Annotated in this window: 19 protein-coding genes; 14 read left to right on the top strand and 5 right to left on the bottom strand. The window is 65.9% G+C overall.

The features are described 5' to 3' along the window. Window positions 1–72 precede the first annotated feature (72 nt). The 6 genes from MFF26_RS14870 to MFF26_RS14845 all read left to right on the top strand — a co-directional run bounded on the left by MFF26_RS14870 (window position 73) and on the right by MFF26_RS14845 (window position 2,918). On the top strand, window positions 73–231 hold the full coding sequence (locus tag MFF26_RS14870) for a CsbD family protein (RefSeq protein WP_137829290.1): 159 nt from the start codon (window positions 73–75) through the stop codon (window positions 229–231). Between the two features lie 56 nt (window positions 232–287). Next, window positions 288–635 carry a CsbD family protein gene (locus MFF26_RS14865; RefSeq protein ID WP_137829291.1) on the top strand — a complete coding sequence of 116 codons (348 nt, stop codon included), beginning with the start codon at window positions 288–290 and terminating at the stop codon, window positions 633–635. Window positions 636–681: 46 nt separating this feature from the next. Further along, the gene (locus tag MFF26_RS14860) at window positions 682–1,605 is read left to right on the top strand and encodes a PhnA-like protein (protein WP_137829292.1); all 924 of its coding nucleotides are present in this window, start codon (window positions 682–684) and stop codon (window positions 1,603–1,605) included. 85 nt (window positions 1,606–1,690) lie between these two features. Beyond that, window positions 1,691–1,891 carry a CsbD family protein gene (locus tag MFF26_RS14855; protein ID WP_137829293.1) on the top strand — a complete coding sequence of 67 codons (201 nt, stop codon included), beginning with the start codon at window positions 1,691–1,693 and terminating at the stop codon, window positions 1,889–1,891. Window positions 1,892–1,957: 66 nt separating this feature from the next. Further along, window positions 1,958–2,341: a CsbD family protein gene (locus MFF26_RS14850; protein WP_137829294.1), complete on the top strand. Its 384-nt coding sequence runs from the start codon at window positions 1,958–1,960 to the stop codon at window positions 2,339–2,341. A gap of 88 nt (window positions 2,342–2,429) precedes the next feature. Next, a complete protein-coding gene (locus MFF26_RS14845) occupies window positions 2,430–2,918 on the top strand; it encodes a YidB family protein (RefSeq protein WP_137829295.1) in 489 nt (162 codons plus the stop codon). Window positions 2,919–3,128: 210 nt separating this feature from the next. Here MFF26_RS14845 and MFF26_RS14840 read toward each other — a convergent pair whose 3' ends face one another. Genes MFF26_RS14840 through gntA form a run of 3 tightly spaced genes read right to left on the bottom strand, consistent with a single transcriptional unit; the run spans window position 3,129 to window position 5,813 of the window. Continuing rightward, window positions 3,129–4,058, bottom strand: a complete 930-nt coding sequence (locus MFF26_RS14840; protein ID WP_137829296.1) for an L-histidine N(alpha)-methyltransferase — start codon at window positions 4,056–4,058, stop codon at window positions 3,129–3,131. 1 nt (window position 4,059) lies between these two features. Further along, complete coding sequence (locus MFF26_RS14835) at window positions 4,060–5,055, bottom strand: methyltransferase (RefSeq protein WP_238308140.1); 996 nt, start codon at window positions 5,053–5,055, stop codon at window positions 4,060–4,062. 2 nt (window positions 5,056–5,057) lie between these two features. Continuing rightward, a complete protein-coding gene (gene gntA / locus MFF26_RS14830) occupies window positions 5,058–5,813 on the bottom strand; it encodes a guanitoxin biosynthesis heme-dependent pre-guanitoxin N-hydroxylase GntA (RefSeq protein ID WP_137829350.1) in 756 nt (251 codons plus the stop codon). Between the two features lie 327 nt (window positions 5,814–6,140). Here gntA and rpoZ point away from each other — a divergent pair, with 327 nt between their 5' ends. The 5 genes from rpoZ (at window position 6,141) to MFF26_RS14805 (ending at window position 11,827) form a co-directional block, all read left to right on the top strand. Then, window positions 6,141–6,551 carry a DNA-directed RNA polymerase subunit omega gene (rpoZ, locus tag MFF26_RS14825; protein ID WP_091946491.1) on the top strand — a complete coding sequence of 137 codons (411 nt, stop codon included), beginning with the start codon at window positions 6,141–6,143 and terminating at the stop codon, window positions 6,549–6,551. A 225-nt stretch (window positions 6,552–6,776) separates the two neighbouring features. Next, window positions 6,777–8,987, top strand: a complete 2,211-nt coding sequence (locus MFF26_RS14820) for a RelA/SpoT family protein (protein ID WP_137829298.1) — start codon at window positions 6,777–6,779, stop codon at window positions 8,985–8,987. Window positions 8,988–9,196: 209 nt separating this feature from the next. Next, the gene (locus MFF26_RS14815; RefSeq protein WP_137829299.1) at window positions 9,197–9,949 is read left to right on the top strand and encodes an AAA family ATPase; all 753 of its coding nucleotides are present in this window, start codon (window positions 9,197–9,199) and stop codon (window positions 9,947–9,949) included. 240 nt (window positions 9,950–10,189) lie between these two features. Then, entirely contained in the window at window positions 10,190–10,780 is a 591-nt protein-coding gene (pyrE, locus tag MFF26_RS14810) for an orotate phosphoribosyltransferase (protein WP_137829300.1), read from the top strand. A gap of 387 nt (window positions 10,781–11,167) precedes the next feature. Beyond that, entirely contained in the window at window positions 11,168–11,827 is a 660-nt protein-coding gene (locus MFF26_RS14805) for a LabA-like NYN domain-containing protein (protein WP_137829301.1), read from the top strand. 157 nt (window positions 11,828–11,984) lie between these two features. Here the strand turns inward: MFF26_RS14805 and MFF26_RS14800 are convergent, their stop codons facing one another. Beyond that, the gene (locus MFF26_RS14800; RefSeq protein WP_137829302.1) at window positions 11,985–13,178 is read right to left on the bottom strand and encodes a site-specific DNA-methyltransferase; all 1,194 of its coding nucleotides are present in this window, start codon (window positions 13,176–13,178) and stop codon (window positions 11,985–11,987) included. Window positions 13,179–13,190: 12 nt separating this feature from the next. Further along, window positions 13,191–13,616, bottom strand: a complete 426-nt coding sequence (locus tag MFF26_RS14795) for a hypothetical protein (protein ID WP_137829303.1) — start codon at window positions 13,614–13,616, stop codon at window positions 13,191–13,193. Here MFF26_RS14795 and MFF26_RS14790 point away from each other — a divergent pair. From MFF26_RS14790 to MFF26_RS14780, 3 genes are all read left to right on the top strand, one after another. Further along, complete coding sequence (locus MFF26_RS14790; RefSeq protein WP_137829304.1) at window positions 13,606–13,953, top strand: septal ring lytic transglycosylase RlpA family protein; 348 nt, start codon at window positions 13,606–13,608, stop codon at window positions 13,951–13,953. The two genes, MFF26_RS14795 and MFF26_RS14790, sit on opposite strands and share 11 nt — an antisense overlap. Before the next feature lie 251 nt (window positions 13,954–14,204). Beyond that, window positions 14,205–14,522: a polyhydroxyalkanoic acid system family protein gene (locus MFF26_RS14785; protein ID WP_137829305.1), complete on the top strand. Its 318-nt coding sequence runs from the start codon at window positions 14,205–14,207 to the stop codon at window positions 14,520–14,522. 75 nt (window positions 14,523–14,597) lie between these two features. Continuing rightward, window positions 14,598–14,816 carry a hypothetical protein gene (locus MFF26_RS14780; RefSeq protein WP_137829306.1) on the top strand — a complete coding sequence of 73 codons (219 nt, stop codon included), beginning with the start codon at window positions 14,598–14,600 and terminating at the stop codon, window positions 14,814–14,816. The last annotated feature ends 44 nt before the right edge of the window (window positions 14,817–14,860 follow it).

Genomic DNA, 14,860 nt, shown 5'->3' with positions numbered 1-14,860 from the left:
GTACCATTGAAGGATCGCACCGAAGCCACATCTGCAGACTGGGCGAAGACCTCCCAAGGATTTCTGAGCCTCATGTCCAAAGCTTCGAAAAGTACTTCCCGCGAGCACCTCAAGGGCTCGGTGAAGGAGGCCATCGGCAAGCTGACCGGCGACAGCCGGATCGAGGCCGAAGGCCAACGTCAGAAGCGCACGGCACCCCCACCCGGGGCGGCTAAGCCACGCGCCGACTGAGCGAAACGGCGCCTTGCGGCGTCGCGCAACCACCCCAGAAACGAGAGGAGATTCACATGGTCGATACCGACAGGATCACGGGCGCGGCCCGAGAGATCGGTGGCAAGGTACAGGGTGCCTTCGGCGACCTGACCGGCTCGAAGAGCGACGCGGCCGAGGGCCGCCTGCGCGAGGCGCAAGGGACCGCCGAGAACCTCTACGGTCAGGCTCGGGACGCGGTCCGAGACGTCGCGGACGACGCCTACGATTACGCTGAGGACGCCTACGAGCGCGGCGGTCACTACCTGCGCCGCGGCACCCGCGAGGTCAGCCATCAGGTCGCCGAATACCCGCTGGCCTCTCTGCTGATCGCCGGTTTCGTCGGCTTCGGTATCGGACTCCTCGTCAACGCGGCCCGCGACTGAGCCGCCCTTCTCCCTCCTTCAACGACCTTTTACCCGGAGTAACAGTGTGACCATCATCCAGCCCGCAACCGCGCCCCTCGCGGCGGACGCGCATGCCGATACCCGTGCGGTCCTTCTCAATACCGTGTCCTGGGGTGCCATCTTCGCGGGCGCCGTCACGGCCCTCGTGACCCAGATCGTGGTCAATCTGATCGGCGTCGGCGCGGGCCTCGCCTCGGTCGGCATCAACGCGACCGACAACCCGACCGCATCGACCGTCTCGCTCGGGGCCGGATTGTGGTTCGTCGGTTCCGGCATCGTCGCTTCGCTGGCCGGTGGTCTCATCGCCGGGCGCCTCTCGGGCAAGCCCCTGCCGGGCGCAGCGGCCCTACACGGACTCGTTTCCTGGGCCGTGACGACGCTCGTCGTGCTCTATCTCCTGACCTCGGCCGCGACCGGCCTCCTCGGCGGCGCTCTCGGCACCGTGTCCGGGGCCCTGGGCGGGGCGGGCAACCTCGTCGGCGGCACGGTGCAGACCGCCGCGCAGGCGGCGGCGCCCTCGCTGGCCAAGATCACCAACCCGCTCGAGGGCATCGAGCAGACCGTGCGCGAGCAATCCGCCGGCCAGGATCCGCAGGCCGCGCGCGATGCGGCGGTCGCCGCAATTCGCGCGGTCCTCTCCGGCGATCCGTCGCAGAAGGAGCAGGCCAAGAACCGCGCCGCCGACGCTCTCGCCAAGGCGCAGAACATCTCGCCCGATCAGGCTCGCCAGCAGATCCAGGACTACGAGAAGCAGTACGACCAAGCGGTCGCAACGGCCAAGAAGAAAGCTCAGGACGCTGCCGTCGCGACGAAGTCGGCCGCCACGCAGGGCGCCTTCTACGCCGCCCTGGCGCTCGTGCTCGGAGCCCTCGCCGCCTTCCTCGGCGGTCGCCTCGGCGCCCCCAAGCCCGCCACCCTGGTCAGCGCCTACGACGCGCGCCGCCTCTGATCACCCTCTGACGTCACCGGGCCCCCGCCTCGCGGGGTGGGGGCCTTCACGACCCACCCGCACGACCCACACGAAGGAGACTACGATGAGCAGCACCACCGACAAGCTGAAGGGCCTCGCCAACGAGACCGTCGGCAACATCAAGCAGGGCATCGGCAACGCCACCGGCAACGACAAGCTCGTGGCCGAAGGCAAGGCGCAGGAACTCAAGGGCGAAGCCCAGAAGACGACCGGCGAAGTCAAGGACGGCGTGAAGAACGTCGCCGACAAGATCACCGGCCGCTGATCGGTCTCACGGGTCGGCGGGGCCGTGGCCCCGCCGCTCATTCCCCATCACGACACGGAGTCAGACATGAACCGTGACCAGTTCCGCGGCGCGTCCCGCCATCTCAAGGGTCGTGCCCAGACGACGCTCGGCGGCCTCACCGGAGACCCAGTCCGCCAAGTGCGCGGGGCCGTGAACCAGATCGCCGGCGGCGCGCAGTTCGCCTATGGACGCGCCCGCGACCGGGCAGACGATCTCGCCGATGACGGGCGCTATGCCGCCACCGTCATGCGCGAGCGCGCGGACGCCCTCCTGCGCGATGGGCGTCGCTTCGCCCGTGAGGCCGGACGCCACGGCGACCTCTACGGGCGACGGGCGCTGCGCATCGCCGATTCCAATCGTGCCGGCACGCTGATCGGACTCGCCGCCCTCGCCTTTTCGGCCGGTTGGCTCGCACACCGGACCCGCTGACCGCAACGATCGCCGCACGAGCTCGCCACCGGTTGCGGACGTCCTTCCCCGAAGGCCGCGAGGCCCGAAACACCCCAAGGAGAGTGCGATGAGCAAGGGATACCCGTCGATGACTGCCCTGTTGGGGCTGCTGGCGGTCGCCGGCTATCAGAATCGGGACAAGATCGCCGAATGGCTCGGCAGTCAGACCAAAGGTGCGCCGCACGCGCCCGACGTGCATCGCTCGCCGACGACGGTGCCCTCCACCACGACGGTTTCCGACCGCCCCTCGAGCCTGGACGGGTTGCTCGGCGGTTTGGGCTCCGGCGGTGTCGGCGGCCTCATTGCCGGTGGCCTGAGCGAACTCGTCGATCACTTCACCCGCAGCGGCCATGGCGAGACGGCGAAGTCCTGGATCGATCACGGCGACAACCGGGCCATGGATGAGACGCAATTGGAACGCGCCATCGGCTCCGAGACGCTGGACCATCTCACCCAACAGACGGGCCTCAGCCGCGCCGCCCTCCTCGCGCGCCTGTCACGGGAATTGCCCTCGGCGATCGACCGCTACTCGCCCGACGGACGCCTGCCGGTCTGAGGTGACCCCGACTCCACGCGGCGACGGAACGCAATCTCGAAGCATCGTTCTCTGTCGGAGAAGGCTTGTCCAAAGCCTCCGAAGCGAAGCATCCGGCCCTTCGCTTCGGACGATACGATACAACCGACTTTCCGATCCCGCAGAAACTTGGCCAGCCGAGGATGCCCCCCCGGAAGGCCACAGTCGAAGCGATGATCGCCGATCGAACGTTTACCCCCGCAACAGATGAAGGCTGAAACCACCCTGGGGATCGAGCCACAGGCGTTCCGGCGTCCAGCCGCTGCTTCTGGCGAGCGCCTGGAATGCGTCAGGAGCGTATTTGTGGGACGTATCCGTGCGGATGCTCTCATCTGCCTGGAAGAAAATATCCCGCCCGCCGAGCCGGTAGGTCGCAGCTTCGCGCGCGACGAGATGCGCCTCGACCCGGAAGGGGGCCTCCACCACCCTCGCCTCGTGGACGAAATTGGCCAGGTCGAAATCGGACCCAAGTTCGCGATTCAGGCGGGTCAGCACGTTGAGATGGAGAGCAGGCATCAGCCCTCCGCACGCGCCGTAAGCCCGCCTCAACCGGTCCGGATCGCGGGTCGGATCGGCCCCGACCAGAAGCCGGCTGGTGCCGAGGGTGTCTCGGGTGCGGCGTAGGAAGGCGCCGGCCTCGTCGGGTGAGAAGTTGCCGATGCTGGTTCCGGCGAAGAAGCCGAGCACGTTGTCACCGACCAAGCCCGCGGGCAGGCGGATCGGCTTCGAATAATCCGCACTGACCGGTGTCATCGTCACGGCGGGATAGTCGGGCGCGAGCCGGCCAATCGCGGCATCAAGATAGGAACCGCAAATGTCCAAGGCGATGTAGGTCTGCGGTGCATCGAGGGCGTCCAGAAGGATGCGGATCTTGCGGCTCGCGCCGGCGCCGAACTCGACGACGCTTACATCCTGCCCGACCATGCCGGCCAGTTCGGCGCAGGCTACAGGAAAGAGCGTCATCTCGCGCTCTGTGGGATAATAGTCCGGATGTGCGCAGATCCGGTCGAACACATCCGAGCCGGTCTCGTCCCAGAGATATTTTCCGGGCAGCGTTTTGGAACCGTGAGACAGCCCGGCCAGGGCGTCGTGCAGGAATGCAGCCCTCTCGGCCTCTTCCATCTCAAGCTCTCTGGGACGCGGTGAGGACGCAGAGCGCGATGCGCTCGACTTTCGCGTAGACCGGCTCGGCGAGTTCCTCGCCATAGGCATCCGGATCGTACTCACGGTAGGTCCAGTCGAGGCCGGCCCGGTCGCACAGGGCGATGGCGGCCTCGCGGAAGCCGTCATGTCCGTCGACGATGGCCGAGCCCGTGAACAGAACGAGGCTTCCGTTCGGGTTGAGCCGTTCGGTGGCCGCCTCGACCACCCGGAGCGGCAGGCCGGCGCCGAGCGTTCCGCCACCGTCGCGGTAGGCCCGGCCACCGGCATCAACCATGAAGGGCGGATTCGAGATGATCAGGTCGAAGCCGCCTTCGACGTCCTGCAGCATGTCGCTCAGAGCGGGACGGATATTGCTCACGCCGGCGAGCCGGGCGTTCACCTGCGCAAGGTCCAGCGCAGCCGGGTTGATGTCGACCAAAACCATTTCGGCCTCGGGCAGACGCTTGGCGACGAGGATGCCGGCGGCCCCCGAGCCGCAGCCGAGATCGACCCCGCGTCGCGGCGCCGGCAGCCCCGCCCGCGCGCGATCATCGAGATACGCCTGAACCGCGCCGACATAGCGCACGGTGTCGGGCCCGAAGAAGACAGCGTCGGCGGCGAGCGGCGGATAGGCCGCGTGCAGGAACAGCGCGTCATCGAGGCTGGAGAGGCGAAGCCCGGCCCGCATGAGACCGGTGTTGCGGTCGCGCAGAAGAATGCCCGCCCGCTCCATGAGATTCAGCAAGTGCGACGGCACCCGCCCGGTCTCGAAGGGCCGGCTCCAGCCGAACACGTCGCGCAGCGAGCGGGCGCGGGCATGTTCCGGGCGCGCATTGACATGGCCGTGGGAGGCCGGCGTCACGGTCGTGAAGCGATAGCCCGTCTCGCGCAGCGCCTGCGCGAGTGCGAAGAGTGCATCGCGACGCGCGTCGTCCGTTCTTTGAAGATCGACAACCGGGCTGACAGCTTCCCGCATTGTCAGCCTTCCATCTGGTCGATGAGGAAGGCGCCCGAGCGCAGATCGGCGGCGATCTGTTGCGCATCGTATGCCGGGCTGCCTGTTCTGCGGCTGTAGGGACAGACCCAATCCTCCGGCACCGCCCGGCCGCTGAATTGGCGAGCCGCGGAGCGCTCGCCGTGCTGAGCGAGCATCGGATTGGGCGAACCCGCCCAGGCGACATCGCGCTCGACAATGGAGTCGCGCAGCCGCTCGTAGCGGCCTTCCTCGCGCAGCCGCGCGAACTGGTCGTGCAGGTTGAACACGAGGACCGGGGCCTCGAAGCGCCGGGCCCGTCGGCTGGCCCGCGGATGCAGGCCGACGATGAAGAAGCCTTCTCCACCCAGGCTCATCGAGAAATGCGGATCGTCCGGATCGGCAGCGACGCGCGGGTCGTGGCTGTGACCGAGACCGCTGTCACGATCCGACAGCGATTGCATGCGCGCCCACAGGGCCGCCTCGAACGCTTCTTCGGACAGCAGGCCGGATGTCTCGAAGACGACGGCGAAGCTTTGAAACAGTTCGGGCCGGCTTCGGTACCGGCTGATGAAGGCGAGGATCGCCGGGTAGATCCGCCCGTCATCCCGGTCCGACGCGATGTCGTGCGCGACCATCACCTTGAGACGCCCGCGGGACAGGGCAGATTTGGCACCGACACAGGGGAACGGTTGTTGACGAATGAAGTGCCGGAATCGTTCGGCGAGCGGATGGCCGGCATCGTCGGTAGGCAGCAGCATGACACCTCGTGCGTGCAGGCGAGCCGACGCGGGCAAGCGTCGACAGCGGGCCGGCTGGCCCGGCCACGGTGGGATGGTGGGGAAGTCCTCCGACATGGTCGTGTGCCCGGCGTACGGCTCGGGTCGGAGTGCGGTGGGAACCGCACGATTCCGTGAATGTTCCTGGCAGGTGCGAACGCCCGCTCGACCGTCCACAGGGTGCTGCGTGCCGTCGCCCGCCCCCCGGACAGGTCAACCGCGCGCCGCTTGTTGCGCGGCGGCATCCGGTGTAGGAGACGCGTTCATCACGCACATCGTCCGTTCTGCCCGAGGAAGGAGCCGCCTCGCATGGCTCGCGTTACCGTCGAAGACTGCATCGAGAAGGTCGAGAACCGGTTCGAACTGGTCCTGCTCGCCAGCCACCGCGCCCGCCTGCTGGCTGCCGGCGCCCCGCTGACGATCGAGCGCGACCGCGACAAGAACCCGGTCGTGGCCCTGCGCGAGATCGGCGACGAGACGATCACTGCCGAGGACCTCAAGGAGCAGCTGATCCATTCGATGCAGAAATACGTCGAGGTGGACGAGCCCGAGGCCGAGACCGTGCCACTGCTCTCCTCGTCGCCGGCCGCCGCCGCCGTGGCGCCGCAATCCTCGTCGGACGACAAGGATGTCCAGTTCGACCGCATGAGCGAGGATGACCTGCTCCGCGGCCTGGAGAACCTCGCTCCGCCGACCGAGACGGACGACGAAGCCGAGTAAGTTCGGCCCGGTCTTCCCGAGAGGTTCGCGCCCGCCCTCGTCTCTCGAGCGGCGGGCGTCGTCGTTTTCGGCGCATGCGCCGAAAGCGGGTTCGGGACGACGAAACTGCAACGTCTGCGACGCCTTGCATCTGGCGCAAAGGCGCTCGATGCGGGAAGCTGAGCGCAGGACGTCGCGGCCATCCCGGTCGGATTGTGCGATCTGCGTGTTAGGAATCCCCGGCGGATGATGCGCCAATACGAGCTCGTGGAACGGGTCAAGCGCTACAACCCGACCACGAACGAGGCGCTTCTCAACCGCGCCTATGTCTACGCCATGCGGGCGCACGGCACGCAGAAGCGTGCCTCCGGCGACCCCTTCTTCGCCCATCCCCTCGAAGTCGCGGCGATCCTCACCGATCTGCATCTCGACGATGCGACTATCGTTGCGGCGGTTCTGCACGACACGGTGGAAGACACCGCGGCGACCCTCGACGAGATCCGTGGCATCTTCGGCGACGAGATCGGCGCGCTGGTCGACGGCCTGACCAAGCTCAAGCGGCTCGACCTCGTGTCGAAGCGCGCGGTCCAGGGCGAGAATTTCCGCAAGCTGCTTCTGGCGGTGGCCGAGGACGTGCGGGTGCTGCTGGTCAAGCTTGCCGACCGCACCCACAATATGCGCACCCTCCACTTCATGCCTCCGGAGAAGCGCACCCGGATCGCCGAGGAAACCCTCGACATCTATGCCCCCCTAGCCGGGCGTATGGGCATCCAGGAGATGCGCGACGAGTTGGAGGACCTGTCCTTCCGCGTGCTCAAGCCCGAGGTCTTCGCCACCATTACCAAGCGGCTGGAAGACCTCTCGGCCAAATCCAGCAACGTCATCGAGAGCATCGAGCACGATCTGACCGCGCGGCTCGCCGCCCAAGGGCTCACGGCCCAGGTGAAGGGGCGGCTGAAGCGCCCCTATTCGATCTGGTCCAAGATGGAGCGCAAGTCGGTCGCCTTCGAGCAATTGTCCGACATCGTCGGTTTCCGCGTCATCGTCGGCACCTTGGCGGAGTGCTACGCGGCGCTCGGCGTGGTCCATACCAGCTGGCCGATGGTTCCCGGTCGCTACAAAGACTATATCTCGACGCCCAAGCAGAACGACTATCGATCGATCCACACGACGGTGATCGGCCCGAAGCAGCGCCGCGTCGAGCTTCAGATTCGCACGGCGGCGATGGACGAGATCGCCGAATACGGCATCGCCGCCCACGCGCTTTATAAAGAGGGTGCAGCCGCCGGCGAGGGCGAGGTGCATCCCCGGCTCGCGACGGAGAGCGGCGCCTATCAATGGCTGCGCCGAACTATCGAGTTGCTGGCCGAAGGGGATTCACCGGAAGAATTCCTCGAGCATACCAAGCTCGAACTGTTTCAGGATCAGGTGTTCTGCTTCACCCCGAAGGGTCGGCTGATCGCCCTGCCCCGGGGGGCGACGCCGATCGACTTCGCCTACGCGGTGCACACCGATATCGGCAACTCGGCGGTGGGCGCGAAGATCAACGGTCGGCTCGCGCCGCTCCTGCACGAACTCGCCAACGGCGACGAGGTCGAGATCGCCTGCTCCGACGGCGCCGCCCCGCCCGCAGCCTGGGAATCGCTCGTCGTCACCGGCAAAGCGCGGGCCGCGATCCGGCGGGCGACCCGTGCCGCCGTGCGCCGCCAATATGCGGGACTCGGTCGGCAGATCCTCGACCGCGCCTTCGAGCGCGCAGGTAAGAGCTTTTCCGACGAGAAGCTGCGGGGCGCCCTGCCCCGATTGGCCCGCGCCTCGACCGAGGACGTGTTCGCCGCTGTCGGGCGCGGTGAGATGTTCTCCGGCGACGTGGTCAAAGCGGTCTATCCCGACTTCAAGGATGAGCGTCGCTCCAGCAGCGCGGCGGCGAATGGCGGGGCCGGACGTCTCACCCGCTCCGGGGATCAGACGATGCGCCTGACCTTCTCCGGGGACGGCAGCGGACCGGGCGCGATCCCGATCCGGGGATTGGCCGGCGATCTGCCGGTGAGCTTCGCCCCCAATGGCGGTGCCTTGCCGGGGGACCGCATCGTCGGGATCCTGACGCCGGGCGTCGGCGTGACGATCTATCCGATCCAATCGGCGGCGCTCGCGGCCTTCGACAACGAACCCGAGCGCTGGCTCGATGTCCGCTGGGACGTGGAGGATTCGAATGAGCGCTTCCCCGCCCGCATCGCTCTCGAATCGATGAACGAGCCCGGCACGCTCGCACAGATCGCGCAGGTCATCGCCGAACATGACGGCAATATCGACAACGTCTCGATGAAGCGCCGCACCCAGGACTTCACCGACATCGCCATCGATCTCTCGGTGCCGGACCTCAAACACCTCACCGCCATCGTCGCTGACTTGCGCGGCAAGCGCTCGGTCAGCCGCGTGGAGCGGATCAACGGTTAGGGCGCCGGCTGATGACTGTAGAAAGGCCGCTCCGCCAGCGACGGATCGCGCACCAGCGGACTTTCCAGCAATGCGGCCGCTGAGTTGTATCCGAAGTCGAGAGCGCTGAAAGCTTACACGAAAAGCTCTCATCATCCTGCCGGTGGGAAGACCGCGAGGTCGAACGAAGCGGCAGTCGCGGTGAGATACGCGATCATGGAGACGACCCGGTGGCGCGATCGGCTCGGAGGCCCCTGCCGCCTCCCTACTTGCGGAAGGTCTGGCTGGACGCGGGGCCAACTCATGATCCCTCCGTCTATCCTTATTGTCTCCCCCTGTTCGGCAGCGGCACGTTCGAAATCGCGTTCGATCATCCGATCACGATCATTGCTGGGGAGAACGGCGTCGGCAAATCGACGCTCCTGGAGGGGATCGCGGTTCTCGCAGGGTTCGATGAGAGCGGAGGCGGCCCTGGCTATCGCGCCGTCGACAATGTGCGTGCGAAGGAAATGGGAGGCGGGAGGCTTGCCCGATCTCTCAGGGCGAGCTGGCTACCTAAGGTTAATCGAGGCTGGTTCTTTCGCGCCGAGAGCTTCTTCGCCGTCGCACGTTATCTCGACGAGGCGGGGAGTCCGTCCGCCGACTTCCTGTCCCATTCCCACGGGGAAGGCTTCATCCGCTTCTTCGAAGAGCGCTGCACGAAGCCCGGCCTCTTCCTGTTCGACGAGCCGGAATCGGCGCTGTCGCCGAAACGCCAATTCGACTTCCTGAAGCTGCTCGATCGGATGGAGGTCGGTCGGCAGAGCCAGGTGCTGATCGTGACGCATTCCCCGATCATCATGGGGTATCCGAACGCGCATCTGCTGCGGATGAGCCGATACGGATTGGAGCCGGTCGCGTTGCAGGATACCGATCATTTCCGGATCATGCGTGAATTCGTGAGCGATCCGCACGGCATGATCAAAGCCATGATCGAAGAGTGATCCGCGCGGTGAGACGGGATCACGAACCGTCCGCGAAGCAAGATCTTGTCGTGCTCCACCGCGCTCTTCACCCTCCGCCAGCCAGCCGAAGCAACCCTCGTATCGCGTCGGGCCTTGAGGCTCGCGGCAGAACCGCCCTTTTGACCCCAGCGGAGTGCACACCGGTCGAGCGTGGGCCGCTTGCACCCTGCCCGCGCCGCTGCGACAAGCGCCGGCGCATGGGATTGAAGGCAGGTTGCGATGAACGCGGATGATGTTCTCGAAGAATTTCGCTCGGCAGGCGCGCTGTTGCAGGGGCATTTCATCCTGAGTTCGGGCCTGCGCTCGCCGGTCTTTCTTCAGAAGATGACGATCTTCTCCGATCCGGTGCGGACCGAGCGGCTGTGCCGCGCTTTGGCGGAGGCGATCACCGCACGGTTCGGGCGGATCGATATCGTCGTTTCGCCCGCCATCGGCGGCATCGTCCCCGGTTACGAGACCGCCCGCCATCTCGGGGCCAAGGCTATTTTCGTCGAACGCGATCCCGGCGGTCCCTTCACCCTGCGACGCGGGTTCACGATTCCCTCCGGCACCCGTGCCGTGATTGTCGAGGATATCGTGACGACCGGTCTGTCGGCGCGGGAATGCTTGGCATCCCTGAAGGACGAGGCCGGAGAGGTGGTGGGGGCCGCCTGCCTGATCGATCGCTCGGGCGGCCGTGGCGAAATCGGATTGCCGTTGGTGTCGCTCGCCGCCCTCGATATTCCGACTTACCCGGCGGACGCCTTGCCGCCCGAACTCGCCGCCATTCCGGCCATCAAGCCGGGTAGTCGTGCAATGCTCAAGCCCTGATAAGCGGGATTGGCCGCGATCAACCTCAGGTCGCTCAAATCATCCAGCGACATTAACTGCGTGATCGCGGCCAGGAATACGCAACCAGGGGTCGGGACATTTTCTGCCCAACTGGGCGCGATGCCGCCGCTACGAAACGTTTACCTTTCGCTCAGCTTGACAGCCTGTCAGCGCTCGGTCAGACGAACCCTGTGAGTGTCGTCTTATAAGAACCCGCTAGATAATATGCTCCTCAAATAGGCAACGCCTGAATCCCTCAATCGAAAGATGTGGGACACTCCGCTAACCTGTTCGATGAAAATATGCTCGTCTATGTCACAAGATAGTCATTTCATCACGAACTCATTTTCGTGATTTTTCAGACAACGCAAACACATGGATAGAACGATGAGCGATCGGCAACGTACTGCCATTTTCATAGATGGAGCAAATCTCTACGCGACCACCAAGGCGCTCGGCTTCGACATCGATTACAAGCGGCTTCTCAAGGATTTCCAGAGTCGCGACAATCTCATTCGCGCTTTCTACTATACTGCCATGATCGAGGATCAGGAGTATTCCTCAATCCGCCCGTTGATCGATTGGCTCGACTATAACGGGTATCGGGTGGTCACCAAACCCGTCAAGGAGTTTACGGACTCGTCGGGCCGCCGCAAGATCAAGGGCAACATGGATATCGAGCTCGCCATCGACGCGCTCGAACTCGCCCCGCATCTCGATCAGATGGTGCTGTTCTCCGGAGACGGCGATTTCCGTTCGCTCGTCGAGGCCGTCCAGCGCAAGGGCGTCCGGGTCTCCGTGGTCTCGACCATCCAGACCCAGCCCCCGATGATCGCCGACGACCTGCGTCGCCAAGCCGATGAATTCGTGGAACTGGCCCATCTCGCCAACCGCATCGGGCGCGATCCGAGCGAGCGCCCGGCCCGCGCACCTGGGGAAGGTCCCCGCCGCGAATTCGCCGAGCGAGCCCCGCGCTCGAATCCGGGCCTCGAGAGCCGCTACGGCATCCGTCCGCCGTCCGCGACCCCGGACGAGACCGACGCCTGAGTCCTGGAGCGTCGATCCGCAACCCGGATCGACGCCGCAAAGGTGTGTCGGGCTGCCTTATGGGCAGCCGGGCATTCCGTAACGACAGAGCTTCCGCGGCCAGCTCCGTGCCGGCCGCGACGTCGTTGGACCGATCGTCGAGCCTGGGGCGCGCCGTCTAGCCTTCCGCCCGCTCTCGCATCGTCGAGCGGAATCCGTCGATGCAGACGAGCTGACCATCGCGCTCGGCCTGCCAGAAGGTCCAGCCGTTACAAGCCGGAAGTCCCTGAACCAGCGCGCCGATCTTGTGGATCGAGCCCATGGCCGGGCCGACGGCGAGTTGTCCGTCCGGACGCACCACAGCCTTGAAGCGGCGGCGCTCGTCGGTCAGCGTCTCACCGGGTCGGACGAGACCGGCCTCGACCACGCTGAGGAACGGCACGCGCGGTTCGGCCCGCTTCGGCGTCGCCAGGGCCAGCGACGCTGCCGACAGCGGTTCGACCGAAGCGATCCGGGCACGGGCGGCCGCCGCGTAGGTGGGGTCGCGTTCGCACCCGATGAAATGGCGTCCCAGACGCTTCGCGACGGCGCCGGTGGTGCCGGTGCCGAAGAACGGGTCGAGCACCACATCGCCGGGATTGGTCGCCGCCATGAGCGTCCGGGCGATCAGCGCCTCGGGCTTCTGGGTCGGATGGACCTTGCGGCCCTGCCCGTCCTTCAGACGCTCCTCGCCGGTGCAGAGCGGCAGGAACCAATCGGAGCGCATCTGAAGGTCTTCGTTGCCGGCCTTCAGGGCATCGTAATGGAAGGTGTACTTGGCCTGCGGCGAGCGGGACGCCCAGATCAGGGTTTCGTGGGCGTTGGTGAATCGCTTTCCACGGAAATTCGGCATCGGGTTGGCTTTGCGCCAGACGATGTCGTTCAGGATCCAGTAACCGAGATCCTGCAACGCGCTCCCGACCCGAAAGATATTGTGATACGACCCGATCACCCACAGGGTCGCATTCGGCTTCATCGCGCGGCGAGCGGCCGAAAGCCAAGCCCGCGTGAAGTCGTCATAGGCGGAGAAGCTCGAGAACTTGTCCCAATCATCGTCGACGGCATCGACGACGCTGTGATCGGGACGCGTGAGCCCAGCCTCGCCCAGCTGGAGATTGTAGGGCGGGTCGGCGAAGACGCAATCGACGCTCTCGGCCGGCAGCCGCTCCATCGCGGCGATGCAATCGCCGATCAGGATGTCGTCGAGGGGAAGTTGGGGGAGACGCTGGACGGAGGGTGCGAGACCCATCCGCGGCGTCGACGCGATCCGCCCGGTACGCGAGACCTGATTCCGGGCGGTGGCGCCGACGACCGCGGTACGCGGGGAAGCCATGGCAAACACCGGTTACGCGACTGACAACCGGACCATGCGGCGATCACGGTAAAGGGCGGGTTTGCCGTTTCCGAAATCATGCGTCTCGATATGGGTCGGCAGTTTTTGCCGGGCGCAGCCATGCAAGTGCTGCAAGCCTGAACCTCCGTTCGCAGTCGATTCCCGCAGGTTCCACCAGGCTTCAGAGCCACGCTGAACCACCGCTCGAACACTATCGCGGCAAGCATTGATGATTTGGCGCGCCGGATCGCTCATGAATTGGCAAATAATCAATTCTTGATCCGAGCCAGCAGTTCGGAAAATCGCCTCTTTAGTCGCATGCAAGGCATTTTTGCGACGCAACATCGCTGTCTTATTTTGGCCCGGTTCGGGCTCATTTTCCGCGGCCTTCGCAATAAGTCGCAACAATAAGGGAATGCGATCCACGATGAAGGTCACCAGCTGGACCGTTGCCGTCTGCCTCGCCACCATCGTCGGCACCGCTGCGGTGCTGCCGGCCCAGGCCCAGAGCGGCCGGGCATCTTGGTATGGGAGCGGACACCGCACGGCCAACGGCGAGCGGTTCAATCCCAACGGAATGACGGCCGCCCATCGCAGCCTGCCCTTCGGCACCCGCGTCCGCGTCACCAATCGGTCCAACGGTCGCTCGGTCGTCGTGCGCATCAATGACCGTGGTCCGTTCGTCGGCGGTCGCGTCATCGATCTGGCCCGCGGCTCGGCCAAGGCCCTCGGCATCGGCGGCGTCAGCTACGTCTCGCTCTCCGTGGTGCGCTGAGCGCCGGCAGCCGGACACACCCGGCGGACGGCGTGAGCCTCACCGTCCATGGGCGCGGCACCGCAGCGGCGTGCCGTATCAAGCCTCACCGGGCAGAGCTTCGACACCCCTGCTCCCCACGCGGAGCCTCCTCGGCAACGCCGTTTCACGGCACGTGCTACGGCCGGCGTTGCCGAGGGGATGGCCCATTCCCATAATCTCTTCCGTGCCCACGAAGTGGGTGACGCGAGAGTGCAGGAAACGAGGTCGAGATGGCGAAGCCGATGGTGGTCGAGATCCCGCACGAGCTCGGCCGCGAGGAAGCCCGTCGTCGCATCGAGACCGGAACGATCAAGGCGCGCGACGCCCTCGGCAAGAGCGGCGTAGTCATCGACACCCTCAACTGGACCGGTGATCGTCTCGACTATTCCGTCACCGCGCTGGCGCAGACGGTGACCGGACAAATCGATGTCGGTCAGGACTCTGTGCGGGTCGAGGTGCGATTGCCCCTCCTCCTGTCCATGTTCGCCTCGAAGATTCAGACGATCCTCGGTCGCGAGGGCAACAACCTTCTCATTACCAAGAAGTAGCGGAACTCGCGCGGGGCGGGGCTGTTGGCCCCGTTCGCGGCCCCACGGAGCCGCACGAGCAATGTCTGGTGCCCCATGTCGAATCCCGGCCCCATTCCGGAAGCGCCCCAACCCACGACTCCCGACCCGGCGCCGCCGGTCGAGCCGCCGCAGGCACCCGAGCCCGGTCCCGCACCGGAGATCCCCGGCAACACGCCGGCCGAGGCACCGGGGGACACGCCGACGGAGATTCCGGTGGAAGCCCCCGGCCTCCCAGGCTCCACGCCGACGGGCCCCGCCAACCCGATCGCCTGATCACCCCATCGAATCGGGTTTGTTCCGGGCTGCGGCTGCTGCCA

The organism is Methylorubrum suomiense, assembly GCF_022179765.1.
GTDB lineage: Bacteria > Pseudomonadota > Alphaproteobacteria > Rhizobiales > Beijerinckiaceae > Methylobacterium > Methylobacterium suomiense.
Note: the sequence above shows the minus strand (reverse complement) of the source record. Positions and strands in the feature narration are given on the sequence as shown.

What these genes read in the sequence shown, in the direction of transcription:
- MFF26_RS14785 (WP_137829305.1), top strand. Translation starts at nt 14,205, where the DNA reads ATGGCGAAGCCGATGGTGGTCGAGATCCCGCACGAGCTCGGCCGCGAG.
- MFF26_RS14850 (WP_137829294.1), top strand. Translation starts at nt 1,958, where the DNA reads ATGAACCGTGACCAGTTCCGCGGCGCGTCCCGCCATCTCAAGGGTCGT.
- MFF26_RS14800 (WP_137829302.1), bottom strand. Translation starts at nt 13,178, where the DNA reads ATGGCTTCCCCGCGTACCGCGGTCGTCGGCGCCACCGCCCGGAATCAG.
- gntA (WP_137829350.1), bottom strand. Translation starts at nt 5,813, where the DNA reads ATGCTGCTGCCTACCGACGATGCCGGCCATCCGCTCGCCGAACGATTC.
- pyrE (WP_137829300.1), top strand. Translation starts at nt 10,190, where the DNA reads ATGAACGCGGATGATGTTCTCGAAGAATTTCGCTCGGCAGGCGCGCTG.
- MFF26_RS14835 (WP_238308140.1), bottom strand. Translation starts at nt 5,055, where the DNA reads ATGCGGGAAGCTGTCAGCCCGGTTGTCGATCTTCAAAGAACGGACGAC.
- MFF26_RS14865 (WP_137829291.1), top strand. Translation starts at nt 288, where the DNA reads ATGGTCGATACCGACAGGATCACGGGCGCGGCCCGAGAGATCGGTGGC.
- MFF26_RS14840 (WP_137829296.1), bottom strand. Translation starts at nt 4,058, where the DNA reads ATGGAAGAGGCCGAGAGGGCTGCATTCCTGCACGACGCCCTGGCCGGG.
- MFF26_RS14845 (WP_137829295.1), top strand. Translation starts at nt 2,430, where the DNA reads ATGAGCAAGGGATACCCGTCGATGACTGCCCTGTTGGGGCTGCTGGCG.
- MFF26_RS14780 (WP_137829306.1), top strand. Translation starts at nt 14,598, where the DNA reads ATGTCGAATCCCGGCCCCATTCCGGAAGCGCCCCAACCCACGACTCCC.
- MFF26_RS14870 (WP_137829290.1), top strand. Translation starts at nt 73, where the DNA reads ATGTCCAAAGCTTCGAAAAGTACTTCCCGCGAGCACCTCAAGGGCTCG.
- MFF26_RS14855 (WP_137829293.1), top strand. Translation starts at nt 1,691, where the DNA reads ATGAGCAGCACCACCGACAAGCTGAAGGGCCTCGCCAACGAGACCGTC.
- MFF26_RS14805 (WP_137829301.1), top strand. Translation starts at nt 11,168, where the DNA reads ATGAGCGATCGGCAACGTACTGCCATTTTCATAGATGGAGCAAATCTC.
- MFF26_RS14820 (WP_137829298.1), top strand. Translation starts at nt 6,777, where the DNA reads ATGATGCGCCAATACGAGCTCGTGGAACGGGTCAAGCGCTACAACCCG.
- MFF26_RS14790 (WP_137829304.1), top strand. Translation starts at nt 13,606, where the DNA reads ATGAAGGTCACCAGCTGGACCGTTGCCGTCTGCCTCGCCACCATCGTC.
- rpoZ (WP_091946491.1), top strand. Translation starts at nt 6,141, where the DNA reads ATGGCTCGCGTTACCGTCGAAGACTGCATCGAGAAGGTCGAGAACCGG.